At 64.5% G+C, this 14,815-nt stretch carries 11 protein-coding genes; 7 read left to right on the top strand and 4 right to left on the bottom strand.

The features are described 5' to 3' along the window. The first annotated feature begins 104 nt into the window (after positions 1-104). Positions 105-1,823, top strand: a complete 1,719-nt coding sequence (gene recJ, locus ABHF91_RS14170) for a single-stranded-DNA-specific exonuclease RecJ (RefSeq protein ID WP_409420905.1) — start codon at positions 105-107, stop codon at positions 1,821-1,823. A 75-nt stretch (positions 1,824-1,898) separates the two neighbouring features. Here the strand turns inward: recJ and ABHF91_RS14165 are convergent, their stop codons facing one another. Further along, complete coding sequence (locus tag ABHF91_RS14165; protein ID WP_409420904.1) at positions 1,899-3,764, bottom strand: methyl-accepting chemotaxis protein; 1,866 nt, start codon at positions 3,762-3,764, stop codon at positions 1,899-1,901. Positions 3,765-4,095: 331 nt separating this feature from the next. On the opposite strand from ABHF91_RS14165, the gene prfB reads away from it, so the two are divergent. The 3 genes from prfB to ABHF91_RS14150 all read left to right on the top strand — a co-directional run bounded on the left by prfB (position 4,096) and on the right by ABHF91_RS14150 (position 7,298). Further along, a protein-coding gene (gene prfB, locus ABHF91_RS14160) for a peptide chain release factor 2 (RefSeq protein WP_409420903.1) occupies positions 4,096-5,194 on the top strand; the annotation gives its coding sequence in 2 pieces (ribosomal slippage) (positions 4,096-4,170 and positions 4,172-5,194; 1,098 coding nt in all). Positions 5,195-5,211: 17 nt separating this feature from the next. Then, positions 5,212-6,744 carry a lysine--tRNA ligase gene (lysS, locus tag ABHF91_RS14155; protein ID WP_409420902.1) on the top strand — a complete coding sequence of 511 codons (1,533 nt, stop codon included), beginning with the start codon at positions 5,212-5,214 and terminating at the stop codon, positions 6,742-6,744. Positions 6,745-6,926: 182 nt separating this feature from the next. Continuing rightward, the gene (locus ABHF91_RS14150; protein WP_409420901.1) at positions 6,927-7,298 is read left to right on the top strand and encodes a VOC family protein; all 372 of its coding nucleotides are present in this window, start codon (positions 6,927-6,929) and stop codon (positions 7,296-7,298) included. Between the two features lie 48 nt (positions 7,299-7,346). Here ABHF91_RS14150 and ABHF91_RS14145 read toward each other — a convergent pair whose 3' ends face one another. Continuing rightward, positions 7,347-8,753, bottom strand: a complete 1,407-nt coding sequence (locus ABHF91_RS14145; protein ID WP_409420900.1) for an APC family permease — start codon at positions 8,751-8,753, stop codon at positions 7,347-7,349. Positions 8,754-8,929: 176 nt separating this feature from the next. Here ABHF91_RS14145 and ABHF91_RS14140 point away from each other — a divergent pair, with 176 nt between their 5' ends. Next, a complete protein-coding gene (locus tag ABHF91_RS14140; RefSeq protein ID WP_409420899.1) occupies positions 8,930-9,844 on the top strand; it encodes a LysR family transcriptional regulator in 915 nt (304 codons plus the stop codon). On the opposite strand, the gene ABHF91_RS14135 is transcribed toward ABHF91_RS14140, so the two are convergent. After that, the gene (locus ABHF91_RS14135) at positions 9,835-11,406 is read right to left on the bottom strand and encodes a methyl-accepting chemotaxis protein (protein ID WP_409420898.1); all 1,572 of its coding nucleotides are present in this window, start codon (positions 11,404-11,406) and stop codon (positions 9,835-9,837) included. The two genes, ABHF91_RS14140 and ABHF91_RS14135, sit on opposite strands and share 10 nt — an antisense overlap. Before the next feature lie 377 nt (positions 11,407-11,783). Between ABHF91_RS14135 and ABHF91_RS14130 the strand changes: the two genes are divergently transcribed. Both ABHF91_RS14130 and ABHF91_RS14125 read left to right on the top strand, forming a co-directional pair. After that, the gene (locus tag ABHF91_RS14130) at positions 11,784-12,293 is read left to right on the top strand and encodes a hypothetical protein (protein ID WP_409420897.1); all 510 of its coding nucleotides are present in this window, start codon (positions 11,784-11,786) and stop codon (positions 12,291-12,293) included. A gap of 138 nt (positions 12,294-12,431) precedes the next feature. Continuing rightward, the gene (locus tag ABHF91_RS14125) at positions 12,432-13,151 is read left to right on the top strand and encodes a hypothetical protein (protein ID WP_409420896.1); all 720 of its coding nucleotides are present in this window, start codon (positions 12,432-12,434) and stop codon (positions 13,149-13,151) included. A gap of 4 nt (positions 13,152-13,155) precedes the next feature. Here ABHF91_RS14125 and ABHF91_RS14120 read toward each other — a convergent pair whose 3' ends face one another. Continuing rightward, positions 13,156-14,808 (bottom strand): diguanylate cyclase, encoded by a 1,653-nt coding sequence (locus ABHF91_RS14120; protein WP_409420895.1) that lies wholly within the window; start codon positions 14,806-14,808, stop codon positions 13,156-13,158. Positions 14,809-14,815: the final 7 nt, after the last annotated feature.

Below are 14,815 nucleotides of genomic sequence, written 5' to 3'. Positions count from 1 at the left end.
AAGAGAAAACCCCATGATTGCCGCCCTGGCGCGCCAAGGCAAGGTTGCACCCGGTCGGGCTTCGGGCTAAGGTCTGGCGCCTGCTCCGTTGCCAGTGTGATGCCATGACCCAGTTGATCCGCCGCCGCCCCCTTGTGGATGATTCCGCCCTGCCGGCCGAACTGCCGCCGCGCCTGCGGCAGATCTACGCCAGCCGTGGCGTGACGGCGCCTGCCGAACTCAATCGCCAGACCAGCGGCCTGCTGCCCCCCGCCGGCCTCAAGGGCCTCAGTGCGGCCCTGTCCCTGCTGGAGACGGCGCTGCGTCAGCAGCAGCGCATCCTCATCGTCGGCGACTTCGATGCCGACGGCGCCACCAGCACGGCCCTGATGGTGCTGGCCCTGCGGGCCTTCGGCGCCCACCAGGTGGCCTTTTTGGTGCCCAACCGCTTCGAATACGGCTATGGCCTGTCGCCGGAGATCGTCACCCTGGCGGTGCAGCGCCAGGCCCAGCTGCTCATCACGGTGGACAACGGCATCTCCAGCCTGGCCGGCGTGGCGGCGGCCAAGGCGGCGGGCATGGCGGTGCTGGTGACCGACCACCACCTGCCCGGCCCCGAATTGCCGGCGGCCGACGCCATCATCAACCCCAATCAGGCGGACTGCGGCTTCGGCTCGGGGGCTCTGGCCGGGGTGGGGGTGGCCTTCTACCTGATGGCGGCCCTGCGCAGCCACCTGGATAAGTTGGGCTGGTTTGCCGACAAGCCGGCGGTGAATGTGGCCCAGTGGCTGGATCTGGTGGCGCTGGGCACGGTGGCGGACGTGGTGCCGCTGGATGCCAACAACCGCATCTTGGTGCACCAGGGGCTGCAGCGCATCCGTGCCGGCCAGTGTCGTCCCGGGCTGCGGGCCCTGTGCGAGGTGGCGGGGCGGACCCTGAGCCAGCTCACCGCCAGCGATCTGGGCTTCTTCCTCGGCCCGCGGCTCAACGCCGTGGGGCGGCTCGATGACATGAGTCTGGGCATCGACTGCCTGCTGTGTGACGACATGAATCGCGCCCGTACCCTGGCCAGCGAGATGGACAGCCTGAACCAGGAGCGCAAGGAAATAGAGCAGAGCATGCAGCAGGAGGCCCTGGCGGGACTGCAGTCGCTGGATTTCGGCGCCGAGCCGCCGGCGGGACTGGTGCTCTACCGGCCCGACTGGCACCAGGGGGTGGTGGGGCTGGTGGCCTCGCGGATCAAGGAGCGCTTCCACAGACCGGTGATCGCCTTTGCCGAGGCCGGCGAGGGGGAACTCAAGGGGTCGGGGCGCTCGGTGCCCGGCCTGCACCTGCGGGATCTGCTGGAGCGGCTCGACACCCTGCAGCCGGGCCTCATCAGCAAGTTCGGTGGTCACGCCATGGCGGCGGGTTTGAGCCTGCCCAGTGCCCATCTACCGGCGTTCGAGCAGCAGTTTGTCACCCTGGCCGAGGAATGGCTGGCGCCTGAGCTGCGCACCGGCTACTGGCTCTCCGACGGCGAGCTGGCGCCGGACGAGCTGACCCTGAGCCTGGCCGAGGCGCTGCGGGACGGCGGTCCCTGGGGCCAGGCCTTCCCCGAGCCGGCCTTCGACGGCCGTTTCCGCCTGCTGGCCCAGCGGCTGGTGGGGGCCAAGCACCTGAAGATGCAGGTGCAGCCGGAGGCCGGCGGTCCCACCCTGGATGCCATCGCCTTCAATGTGGATCTGGCACGCTGGCCCGACGCCTCGGTGCAGTGGGTGGCGCTGGGTTACCGGCTGGATATCAACGAGTGGCGGGGCAATCGCAACGTGCAGCTGCTGGTGTCGGTGCTCAATCCCCTATAACGGGGGATCGATTGAAAAGAACAGGGCCCGCCAATGGCGGGCCCTGTGCATTTGGTCTGCGCTCACTCAACGGCATCACAGGATAAAGCGCGCCACCTTCTGGTTGAGGCTGTCGGCCTGCTGCTGCAGACGGTCGGATTCATTGCGGGCCTGTTGGGCGTCGTCGGTCAGCTGATCCCCCACCTCCTTGATGGCGGTGACGTTCATGGTGATCTCCTCGGTCACCTTGCTCTGCTCCTCGGCGGCGGTGGCGATCTGGCTGGACATGTCGGAGATGAGGCCGATGGCCTGGGTGATCTCCTCCAGGGCTGCGGTGGCCGCCTCGGCATCACTGACACTGCGCTCCGCCAGTTGGCGGCTCTTGTCCATGATGTCCACCGCTTGCCCGGTGGTCTTCTGCAGCGTCTCTATGGTGGTCTGGATTTCTGTGGTGGAGGTGGCGGTGCGCTTGGACAGCACCCGCACCTCGTCGGCTACCACGGCAAAGCCGCGACCGTGCTCGCCGGCCCGGGCCGCCTCGATGGCGGCGTTCAGCGCCAGCAGGTTGGTCTGTTCGGCGATGCTCTGGATGGTGGCCAGCACCCCGGAGATGTCATGGGCGTGGCGGCTCAGCTCGCCGATGACCTCGGTGGCTTCCCCCACGCCGTTGGCCAGCTGGGTGATGGAGCCTCGGGTCTGGTTCACCAGGTTGCGGCCCTGGTCGCTGCTGGTGGCGGACTGCTGGGCGGCGGTGGCGGTGTTCTCGGCGTTATGGGCGATCTCGGCGGTTGCGGAGGCCATCTCGGTGACGGCGGTGGCCACCATGGCGATCTCCTGCTGCTGGCGGCCCAGCTCGTTGACGGTGCCGTGGCTGCGCTGCAGGCCATCGCTGGCGGCCTGTCCCAGCAGACCGGCCTCGTTACGGATGTGGCCGATGAGCTCGTGCTGGCTGCCGACGAAGCGGTTGAAGTTTTCCGCCAGCTGGCCCACCTCGTCCCGACTGTCCAGGCGAATGCGCTGGGTCAGATCGCCGTTACCGTCGGCGATGCGCGCCAGGGCGCCGGAGACCACCCCCAGGGGGCGCAGCACCAGGTTCAGCAGGCCGTTGATGACCAGCAGGCTGATGAGCAGCACCAAGAGGGCCACGCCGACCTGCTTCAGCAGATAACCGGAGAGGGGGGAGAGGGTCTGGTCTTTATCCAGCAGGAACACCAGTTCCCAGTCGGTCTGGGGTACGGCGATGGCCCAGGCCAGCCGGTCCTTGTTCTGCCAGCTCAGGGTGCTGAACTCCTTGGCCTGCTGCATGCGATCCAGCTGGCTGCGATCCAGGCTGGGGATCAGATCCGCCAGGGGCTTGAGCACCTGGTTGAAGTCGCTGTAGGCGACGATGTTGCCGGCCTGGTCCGCCAGGATGGCGACGCCGTTCTCCGGCAGCTTCATGGCGTTGACGGTATTGAGCACGGTATCCAGGGTCAGATCCGCCCCTACCACACCGCCGTTGATCTTACGGGCCAGGGTGATGACCAGCTTTTTGGTGTTGTGATCCACATAGGGCGGGGTTACTACGGTACCGGCCTCCCGCTCGGCCTGCTGATACCAGGGGCGGGTGCGGGGGTCGTAATCGCTGTAGTCGGAGGCCGGGTTCTCATCCTTCATGCCGCCCAGGGTGTCTCCCACGTAGGCGGTGAGGAAGTCACCGGCATTTTTCAGCAGGCTCAGCTCACGGGTGGAGTCTAGATTGGTCTGCTGGGCCAGGGCATCCACCGCCTGGCGCTTGATGGTCAGCCAGCTGGAGATGGAGCGGGCCCCTTCGTTGCCCAGGCTCTGCAGCAGGGCGAAGTTGTCGTCGAGCAGTTGCTGGCGGCTGTCCCGGTAGGCGAGTCCGGAGAGCAGCAGGATGGCGCAGGCCAGCGCCAGGCTCACCGTCAGCAGGATTTTTTGCTTCAGTGTCATGGAGTTCATTCAGGGTCCTTCGTTCCTGGGCCGGGGTGTTGGGGAAGTTGCCGTGAGGCACACGCCGGACCTGATGGGTATTGTATTGGGAAGAGACGCGGTGGCCCCACGTCTTGGTGGTGAATAATAAGGCAATTCAGTCTGTATAGTTGGTTTTTTTACTCTGGTGCCTCGGTATCCGTCGGCGGGGTTGGTGGGCAAAAAAGGCCGGCTTTGGCTGTCTATTCCCCAGCCGATTGGGTAAAATACTGCCCTTTTCATGGCCGGCCCGCGTCAGGGGCGGTCGATTGTTTCGGTCATCCCGGGGATGACCCGCTAAACCCAAGTGAGAGCCTCCTTCATGTTTGAAGTGAATCCCGTACTGAATACTCTCAAGGAGCTGTCTGAGCGGACAGAACTCCTGAGGGGGTATCTTTGACTACGACGCCAAGAAAGAGCGTCTGGAAGAAGTAAGCGCCGAGCTGGAGCAGCCGGATGTGTGGAACGAGCCGGAACGGGCCCAGGCCCTGGGTAAGGAACGCTCCGCCCTCGAAGGCGTGGTCAAGACCATCGACGATCTGACCCAGGGGGCCGACGACGTGGCCATGCTGGTGGACTTGGCGGTGGAAGGCGACGACGAGCAGACCTTCCACGAGGCCGAGGAGGAGCTGGCCGCGTTGGAGAAGAAGCTGGGCGAGCTGGAATTCCGTCGCATGTTCTCCGGTCCCCACGACGCTTCCGACTGCTACATGGATATCCAGGCTGGCTCCGGTGGCACCGAGGCCCAGGACTGGGCCAACATGCTGCTGCGCATGTACCTGCGCTGGGGGGAAGCCCACGGCTTCAAACCTGAGCTGATCGAGTGCTCCGAAGGGGAAGTGGCCGGCATCAAGTCCGCCACCATCAAGTTCACCGGTGAATACGCCTTCGGCTGGCTGCGCACCGAGATCGGCGTACACCGCCTGGTGCGCAAGTCACCCTTCGATTCCGGTGGCCGTCGCCATACCTCCTTCAGCTCCGCCTTCGTCTATCCGGAAATTGATGAGGACATCGAGATCGAGATCAATCCGGCGGATCTGCGCATCGACGTCTACCGAGCCTCCGGCGCCGGTGGTCAGCACGTCAACCGGACCGAGTCCGCGGTGCGGATCACCCACATCCCCACCAATACCGTGACCCAGTGTCAGAACGACCGCTCCCAGCACAAGAACAAGGACCAGGCCATGAAGCAGCTGCGGGCCAAGTTGTATGAGCTGGAGATCATGAAGCAGAACGCCGAAAAGCAGGCGCTGGAAGAGACCAAGTCCGACATAGGTTGGGGCAGCCAGATCCGCTCCTACGTGCTGGACGATGCCCGCATCAAAGATCTGCGTACCGGCGTCGAGACCCGCAACACCCAGGCGGTGCTGGACGGCGATCTGGACAAGTTTATTGAAGCCAGCCTGAAGTCCGGGCTGTAAGCAAAGCAGGAATCATCATGTCAGAACAGAATCAAACCCCGGAACAGGACGTTCAGGAACTGAACAACGAGATGGCCCAGCGCCGCACCAAGCTGGCGGCACTGCGGGAACAGGGCAATGCCTTCCCCAACGACTTCCGTCGTGACCACATCTCCAGCGACATCCATGCCGCTTACGGCGACAAGAGCAACGAAGAGCTCGAGACCCTGGCGGTCAAGGTGAAGATCGCCGGCCGTATCATGACCCGCCGCATCATGGGTAAGGCCTCCTTCGCCACCCTGCAGGACATGGGCGGCAAGATCCAGGTCTACGTGACCCGTGACGATCTGGTCGAAGGCTTCTACAACGAGCAGTTCAAGAAGTGGGATCTGGGGGATATCGTCGGGGTGGAAGGCACAGTGTTCCGCACCAACGCCGGTGAGCTGTCCGTGCATGTCTCCGACATCCGCCTGCTGACCAAGGCCCTGCGCCCGCTGCCCGAGAAGCACAAGGGTCTGACCGACCAGGAAGCCCGCTGCCGGCAGCGTTACCTGGACCTCATCGCCAACGAAGAGTCCCGCAAGACCTTCCAGATCCGCAACAAGGTGGTGAACGGCATCCGCAACTTCCTGAACGCCAAGCAGTTCATGGAAGTGGAAACCCCCATGATGCAGGTGATCCCCGGCGGTGCCTCCGCCCGGCCCTTCATCACCCACCACAACGCGCTGGACATCGACATGTACCTGCGTATCGCCCCCGAGCTGTACCTCAAGCGTCTGGTGGTGGGCGGCTTCGAGCGGGTGTACGAGATCAACCGTAACTTCCGCAACGAAGGCATCTCGGTGCGTCACAACCCCGAGTTCACCATGCTCGAATTCTACATGGCCTACGCCGACTACCGGGATCTGATGGACTTGACCGAGGAGATGCTGCGCACCCTGGCCCAGGACATCCACGGCACCACCCGGATCCGCTACGCCAAGGAAGGGGAAGAGGGCTTCGAGATTGACTTCGGCCAGCCGTTCGCCCGTCTGACCATGATCGAAGCCATCCTCAAGTACGCCCCGGGCGTGCAGGCTGAGGAGCTGACCACGCTGGAAGGCGCCACCGCCGTGGCCAAGCGGCTGCACATCGACCTGATGAAGAGCTGGGAGCTGGGCCACATCATCACCGCCATCTTCGAAGAGACCGCCGAAGCGCAGCTGATGCAGCCCACCTTCATCACCGAGTACCCGGCGGCCGTTTCTCCGCTGGCGCGTCGCAATGATGACAACCCGGAGATCACCGACCGCTTCGAGTTCTTCATCGGTGGTCGCGAGCTGGCCAACGGCTTCTCCGAGCTGAACGACGCCGAGGATCAGGCCGAGCGCTTCCAGGCCCAGGTGCAACAAAAAGAAGCCGGTGACGACGAGGCCATGTTCTATGACGCCGACTTCGTCACCGCCCTGGAGCACGGTCTGCCGCCCACCGCCGGCCAAGGCATCGGCATCGACCGCCTGGTGATGCTGTTCACCAACAGCCACACCATCCGCGACGTCATCCTGTTCCCGGCCCTGCGTCCGCAGAAGTAAGGCCTAGCATCTAGCAAAAAGCCCCGGCCCTGTGCCGGGGCTTTTTATTACCCGGCTGCCGGCCAGTGACAACTATACTGGTAATTTACAGGCACCTTTACTCTGCGGACCGAGGCGGCCTGCGGGATGCCGGGCCCAGCACCCGGCCTGCTGTGATTCCGTGTTAATCGGGAGGCGCAGACATGCAACATACATTGGGCTTGCGCAACGTGGAGGTCGTCGCCCTGGCGGTGACGGATCTGGCCCGCGCGCAACAGTTTTACGGCGAGGTTCTGGGGCTGCCGGTGGCCGAGGAGGCGGGGCTGGTCCTGGGCTATCGCCTGGGGGGCAGCATACTGATGCTGAAGGACGACGGCGAGGTGGCGCCCACCGAGCAGCCTAACCCCAGGGTCACCCTGGCGGTGGACGCCGCGCTAGAGACCCAGGCCGCCCTGGAGGCATTGGGTGTTCGGGTGGTGGATCCGGTGGCCCTGTACGACGAGGCCTTCTTGGTGGGCAGCTTTCTCGACAGCGAGGGCAACAAGCTGTGGTTTTGCTCGCCGAAAGGCGGCTAACCGCGACCATAAGGAAAAAGCCCCGCTCATTTGAGCGGGGCTTTTTATTTAGCCTGCGGTGTGGCGGGCTATCTTGGGTTGAGCGGTTCGGCCCAGGCGGCGGTGGATCAACACCTCGCCCAGCAGCAGGGTCAGCCCCAGGCCCAGCAGCAGCGGGCTGCTCTCCTGCCAGTCGATGATCCCCTCGGCCAGCTGCGGGAAGATGAACAGCAGCAGGGCGCCGAGGATGAACAGCAGGCTGCAGCCGGTCAGCAGCCAGGCCAGCGGCCGGCTGGCGGGCAGCGGGAAGGGCCGTGGGTGACGGGCGTCCTTGAGGCGCAGGCGCAAGAAGGCGGCGAACATCAGCAGGTAGGGCAGCAGGAAGACGGTGCTGGAGAAGGCGAACACGGTCCAGAACAGTTCGTCGTTATCCTGGGCCAGCAGGCCGTAGCAGAGGATCACCAGGGTGGAGACTAGGCCGGTGAGGCAGTTGGCGCCCACCGGGGTGCCCAGGCGACGGTGACGGTAGCCCAGCAGGGCCGGTAGCTCGCCCGCCTGGGCGGATTCGGCGGCGGCACGGCTGGAGCCCATGGTCCAGCTCACCATGTTGCTGATCAGGGTCAGCAGACCGAGGATACCCAGCCCCATCACCCAGAACTGGCCGTAGGGCAGGTCGGCAAACAGTACCTTGAGGGCGTCGGTGAGACCGGCCACCAGACCCACTTGATCCACCGGCAGGGCGGCCAGGATCCCCAGGGTGCCGAACACGTAGAGCAGGGCGATGGCCAGGCTGGCCAGCAGCATGGCCTTGGGCATGCTGCGCACCGGATCCTTGAGATCTCGGCCCAGGCAGGCCACCAGCTCCAGCCCCAGCAGGTTGTAGATGATGGCCGGCAGGAAGCCGACACCGCCTTCGAAGGAGGGTAGCATGCTCTGCCAGGTCAGCTCATTGGCCATGCCGTGTTCTTTGGCATAGATAAAGCCGGCCACCCCCAGCGCCAGGATCACCACCATCTTCAGCAGGGCGCCAATCTTGCTGATCCCTACCCCGATATCCACCGCCACATTGCAGAACCAGACGGTCAGCCAGGTGAGCAGGATACACAGCCCGACCTGAGCGGCCAGGCTCAGCTCCAGATCGAACAGCTCGGAGGCCATGCCGGCAAACAGGATATAGACGGCGGGCATCCACAGACCCACGTTGATCCAGTAGAGCCAGGAGGTGCGGGCGGCCATCTTGTCGCCAAAGGCGCGCTTGACCCAGTCATACAGGCCGCCATCCGCCGGGTAGGCGGTGCCCAGCTCGGTGGCGATCAGGGCATAGGGCACCACGAAGGCCACCAGGGTGATGGCCCACCAGCCGATGACGCTGGGGCCCAGGGCCGCGGCGGCGGTCAGGGTGTCGATGATGAGGACGGCACAGAGGATGAAGAGGATTTGGCCGCCCAGGCCTATGGTGTGACGGGAACTCGTCATTTAGGCCTCCTGACTCGGGTTGCGGGCGGCCAGCGGGCTGGAATACCTGGGATGGGTGGGGGTGCGTCCTGACATGGTGACTCCTGATTGATTGATCTCCTGAGCCTTCAGTAATACCCCGCCAAGCAGTATGATTTAAATGCAATGTTCTAATAAAACAATGACTGGATTTCATTTTGCTATCTATAGACTTGAATTTACTAAGGCTTTTATTGGTGCTGGCCGAGGAGCGCAGCGTCACCAAGGCGGCGGAGCGGCTGTTCATCAGCCAGTCGGCCTTCAGCCATGCCTTGAATCGCCTGCGGGAGCAGCTGGGGGACCCGCTGTTCGTGCGTACCAGCCAGGGGATGGAGGCCACGCCCCGCGCCCAGGAGCTGATCCCGGTGGTCCGGCGCAGCCTGGGGCAGCTGGAGCGGGGCCTGCAGGGGGGCGGTCAGTTTGAGCCGGCGACATCGGCTCGCACCTTCTACATAGGCGCGGTGGATTATTTCGAATTTCTCGCCTTGCCCAGGCTGGTGTCGCGCTTCAAGACGTTGGCGCCCAATGTCCGCTTGAGCGTGGATATCCTGGCGGAGAAGATCCAGGATACCGGGGTGGAGTCGGGGCAGCTGGACGTGTTTGTCGGCATCGAGGGGTTGCAGCATGTGCCCCACGCCTTCAACAAGCGCACCTGGCTCACCGACCGCTTCGTGGCCATCACGGCGCGGTCGCGCACGGATCTACCGGCGCGGCTCAGCCTCAGACAGTTTCTGGCGGAGCCCCAGGTGCACCTGCCGGCGGTGATCTCGGGGGCGGATCTCATCGAGCGCTGGCTCAGCGCCCAGCATCAGTCCCGCACCCTGGCCACCATAGTGCAGAGCTATGCGGTGGGGGGACGGGTGGTAGCCAGCTCCGGCTACCTGATGTGCGTGCCCTTGCGCATCGCCCAGGAGCTGGTGGAGATGCTGCCCCTGCGCATCGTCGAGTTACCGGCAGGGGCGCCTGAGCTGACCCTGACCATCCTCAGCCACTCCCTGTACGATCATCAGGCGGACATTCGCTGGCTGATGGACGAGATCAGCCGCTGCCACCTGAGCGAGTCTCAGGCGTGACGCACCCGGGTCGCCCGCAGGCGCGCCGTGGCGGTCTGCTCAACCGCTAGCGGCTGCCCCCGGCCGGCCTGCAGGCGGAAGCAGGCCAGCATCTCCTGCAGCCGGCTGGCCTGCTCCTGAATGGCGCCGGCGGTCTCAGACAGGGCCTCGGCGGCACTGGCGCTGTGTTGACTGAGCTGGCTGAGCTGGTTCATGGCGATGTTGATCTGCTCCACTCCGGTATTTTGTTCGGCACAGGATTGGGCAATCTCCTGCACCAGGGTGGAGGTGCGGTCTATGTCTGGCGCCATCTGTTCGAACAGGTGGCCGGCCTGCTCGGCCATGGTCACGCTCTGGCGCGCCACCTGGCCTATCTCCAATGCCGCCACCTGACTGCGCTCGGCCAACTTGCGCACCTCGGCAGAGACCACCGCAAAGCCCTTGCCGTGTTCGCCGGCGCGGGCCGCCTCGATGGCGGCATTGAGCGCCAGCAGATTGGTCTGGTAGGCGATGTCATCGATGATGCCGATCTTTCTGGCGATCTGCTTCATGGCGTCGACCGTCTGGCGCACCGCCTCGCCTCCCTGTTCGGCATGTTTGGCGACCTGGCTGGCCAGCTCGCCGGTCAGCCGGGCACCATCGGCATTCTGGCTGATGGAGGCCCCCATCTGCTCCATGGCCGCCGTGCTCTCCTCCACACTGGCGGCCTGGGTGCCGGCGCCGCGGCTCAGCTGGTCGGCGGTCTGGGTCAGGTTGCCGGAAGAGCCGGAGAGGGTACCGCAGGCCTCGCCAAAGCGGCCGAAGATGGCCAGCAGACGGGATTGGATCATGCGGATCCCCAACAGCAGCTGGCCCAGTTCATGCTGCGGCAGATCCGGCAGGTTGGCGGTGAGGTCGCCGTTGGCGATGCGGATCAGCTCCTGCTGGCAGAGGCGCAGGGGGGCAAAGATCTGGCGTTGCAGCAGCACCAGCAATGACAGCAGGGCCAACAGGTTGACGAGGTGCAGCAGGCGGCTGAGGGTCTGGCCGGCGCCCAGCGCCTCCGCCAGCCCAGGCCAGAGGGCAGCGGTCAGTAGCCAGGCGGCGCTGACGAGCGCGATCCCGCCTAGCCAGCGGCTCTTGGTGATCAGAGAGCCGCGGGGCCAGGCCGGGGGTTGGGGCAGGGCCTTCTCGGGGTGGGCGCGCAGCTGCTGGTAGAGGGCCTCGGCCTCGGCCACCTGCTGGCGGCTGGGTTTGCTGCGTACCGACTGGTAGCCCACGGTCTGGCCGTCCTGGACGATGGGCATCACGTAGGCATCCACCCAGTAGTGATCACCATTCTTGCAACGGTTCTTCACCCGGCCACGCCAGGTACGGCCCGACCTGATGGTTTGCCACAGATCGGCAAAGGCGGCGGCCGGCATGTCCGGGTGACGGACCAGGTTGTGGTGGCTGCCCAACAGTTCTTGCTCGCTGAAGCCACTGATGCGAACAAAATCCTGGTTGACGAAGGTGATGTCGCCCTGCATATCCGTCATGGAGACTAGACGGATCTCAGGGCCAAATTCCACCTCTTGCTGGGTGACGGGTTGATTGTTGCGCATCCTGGCTCTCCCTGGCGACATGGCTAAACAGGCATTCCCAAGTCATGATTCTGGGCTACCCGAGGGGGAACGGGCGCTGGCCTGTCAGATTTGCCAGCGGCAGTGGGGCGGCAAGCCGCTGCCGCGTAGGCGGCAGTATGGCCGGCGAACCGGGGCGTCAGCGCAACCTGAGTGGCAAACCTGGGGCTGGCGGGGGAGTAAGGCCCCCCGGGCCGGATCGCCCTCGCCAATACTTAACGTAACTTTGCATAAGTTAACCAAATGTCGCCTGAGGTTGGTGAAGACTTTGCAGGTAACTGGTGCAGTGACGTTGGGCTTGAGCTGAATTGAGTGGGATCGCTTGGGCCGCATATAACCCCGGATGCAAGGAGATGACCATGTCCATAAGTTCCGTATCCAGCAGCCTCTACAGCTCGCTGGCCCAGCTGTTCCAACCCAGTGACAGCAGTGAGTCCGTCTCGGACGAGACGCTGAAGATGCCACCGCCGCCGCCACCCAAGGATAAGGGCGGCATGATGAATGACCTGCAGAGTGCGCTCTCCGAGTTGGGTATCGGCAGTGATTCTGACTCAGATAGCGACGATCAGTTGCAATCCTTCATGAATACCCTGATGACCACGCTGCATGCCCAGGGTACGAGCGATGCCAGCACCAGCAGCGGCACCAATCCCATGAAGACGGATCTGCAGAGTCTGCTGACCAAGCTGAGCAGCGGTGACACCAGCAGCGACAGCAGCATCGGCCAGTTGCAGAGCCAGTTCTCCTCCCTGCTGGACAGCCTGGGCGCCTCCGACAGCGGTGTGAGCCTGACCCAGTTCCTGCAGTCCTTTGGTGACAAGCTTCCCGATGGTGCCCCGACCGGCAGTCTGGTTAACCTGACGGCCTGACGGCAATTGCTCGGCTTTACCTGTCCTTGAGGGGCCCTAGATGGGCCCCTCTGGCGTTTTTATCCGGTTATGTTAACGTGCTGCCGGCGCCCATCTGGGGCTGCCACCCCTCTCTTTTTGGCTCATGCGGAGTCCTTGATGTTGCAAACCCTGTATCGCCTCGTCGCGGCCCGCCTGGCCGCGCTGTTGCTGTGCCTGATGGTGTCCGGTTGTGTGGCCCCCCTGTTGGTGGGCGCCCAGAGCCAGTTGATGTGGGCCCTGCTCAAGCCCCTGGTGGGCCTGGATCCCAATCAGGTGAACCTGTTTGAAAATTCCCTGATCAAGGATCGGATGACGGCCCTGCTGGGGGATGAGAACTACGACACAGCGCTGCGCCTGCTGAAGACCGCGGACGAAATCCAGCAAGAAGGCCCGCTGTTCTTCGTGTTGTCCCGCTATTCACCACTCCCTGAGGTGGCGGAACAGGCCGGCTTTGTCTGGAACAGCGAGACCAACCAGATGGCGGTGACCCTGATCTCCGGCGGCGTGCCCAAGGTGTTTGCCGAGCAGGTGTTGAAGGACAATCTGCCGGTGACGCCTTCCTGGCCCGCGGCGCTGCAGCCCGTGATGGCGGCGGCCCAGGATCCCCAGGCGCAACTGCAGTCGGCGGCGGCTCAGGCCCTTGGCTCGGCGGTCAGCGGGGCCAGTGGTATGGTGCAGCAGCAGACCGATACCCTGGTGAGTGGCGCCGCCTCGACCCTGCAACAGCAGGCGAGCCAAGCGGCTGAGCAGGCCGTCAGCGGCGCCAACGGTATGGTACAGCAGCAGGTGCAGCAGGCCGTCGGGGTGGTCAGCGGGGCCACGGGGACGGGGCAGTAGGCCATTACGGCGCCGTGACGCAGCGGTTGCGGCCCTGGGCCTTGGCCTGGTAGAGGGCCTCATCCGCCCGAATCAGCAGCTGTTTGGGGCTGGTGTCGCCGGAACGGGCGGCCACCACCCCTATGCTGGTGGAGATCTGCAGGCTCAGGCCTTCCCGCCCCACCACGAAGGGGGGCATGGCGATGAGCTTGCGCAGCTGCTCGGCCTTGACGGTCGCCTCCTCCAGGCTGGTGTCGGTGAGCAGGATGGCAAACTCCTCCCCCCCGATGCGCCCCAGCTCGTCGATGCGTCTGAGCTGCGCCTTGAGACGGCGGCCAAACTCCACCAACACCAGATCCCCCACCGGATGGCCGTACTTGTCGTTCACCAGCTTGAAGTGATCTATGTCCAGCATCAGCAGGGCCAGAGGGTGGGGATGCCGGCGGAAGCGGGCAAATTCACGAGTGAACACCTGGAAGAAGGCGCGGCGGTTGTGCTGGCCGGTGAGGTGATCGGTGCGGGAGAGCCGGCGCAGCTGCAGTTCCGCCGATTTGCGGGCCCCCACTTCCTGGCGCAGGCGGATGTTGATCCGCACTATCCAGCCGATGATGGCCAGCAGGCTCAGGGCCACCAGCAAAAAGACCCCACCCATCAGCCAGACCCGGCCGTCGCTGACTGGGCGCTCCTGATAGAGGAAATCCTCCAGCCGTGACAGGGGCACCGGCTGGCCGTTGCCTTCTTCTATCTCGGCGATGCGGGCCCAGCGTCCTGGGTTGAGGTGGCCCAGGGCGACGAAGTCTGGCTGGATCAGCCTGATCAGGGTCTGGGCCTCGAATAAGAGGTGTTCCCGGCTCTTGTAGGGGGCATAGCGTTGCCGGATGAGATCCACCATCTCGTCCACATGCTCGATGGCGTAGTGCCAGCCCTTGAGGGTGGCCTCGCGGAAGGCCTTGACCCGTTCCGGGTGGTCCTGCAGCTCCTGGCGGGAGGTGAAGAGCACATCGCCGTAAAAGTCGATGCCGTAGCTGCGTGGTTCGATCAGCCGGTAGGGGATGCCCAGTTGCTGCAGCATGAAGGGCTCGTTGGTGACATAGGCATCGTATGCATCCACCCGGCCGGAGAGCAGATCCCGCAGATCATAGCTGGTGGGCAACAGGTTCAGCCGCTCCACCGCCACCCCCTCGGCACGAAACGGGGCCAGCAGTTCGTAACTCTCGTTCACCGGCAGCGCCGTCATCAACCGGCGGCGGCTGAGGTCGTGCAGGGTATGGATGCCGGAGCGCTCCAGCACCAGCCAGGCGACCGCCGAGTGTTGCAGTATGGCGGCCAGCACCACCACCGGCTTGCCTTCCAGGTAGACCTTCACCAGCCCGGAATTGCTGATGCCGTACTGGGCGTGCCCGTTGAGCACCTCCTCCACCGGCGAGACCGAGATGCCATCCTGACCATTGGGTTTGAGCCGCACATCCAGCCCGGCGGCGCGGTAATAACCCTGTTCCAAGGCGGCATAGTAGCCGGCAAACTGGAACTGATGGGTCCACTTAAGCTGCAGCACCACGGACTCCAGGGCCAGGGTTGGCAGACTCAGCAGCATCAGCAGTCCAGCCAGCCAGCGGCATGGCCGGCAGCGAGGCAGCGCCTGGCCGGCGCCTGGCTGTCTGGGGGGGCTGATAAGCATACGCCTC

It is taken from the genome of Pseudaeromonas aegiceratis (assembly GCF_046254905.1).
Lineage (GTDB): Bacteria > Pseudomonadota > Gammaproteobacteria > Enterobacterales > Aeromonadaceae > Pseudaeromonas > Pseudaeromonas aegiceratis.
This window is presented reverse-complemented; position numbering and strand designations above follow the sequence as displayed.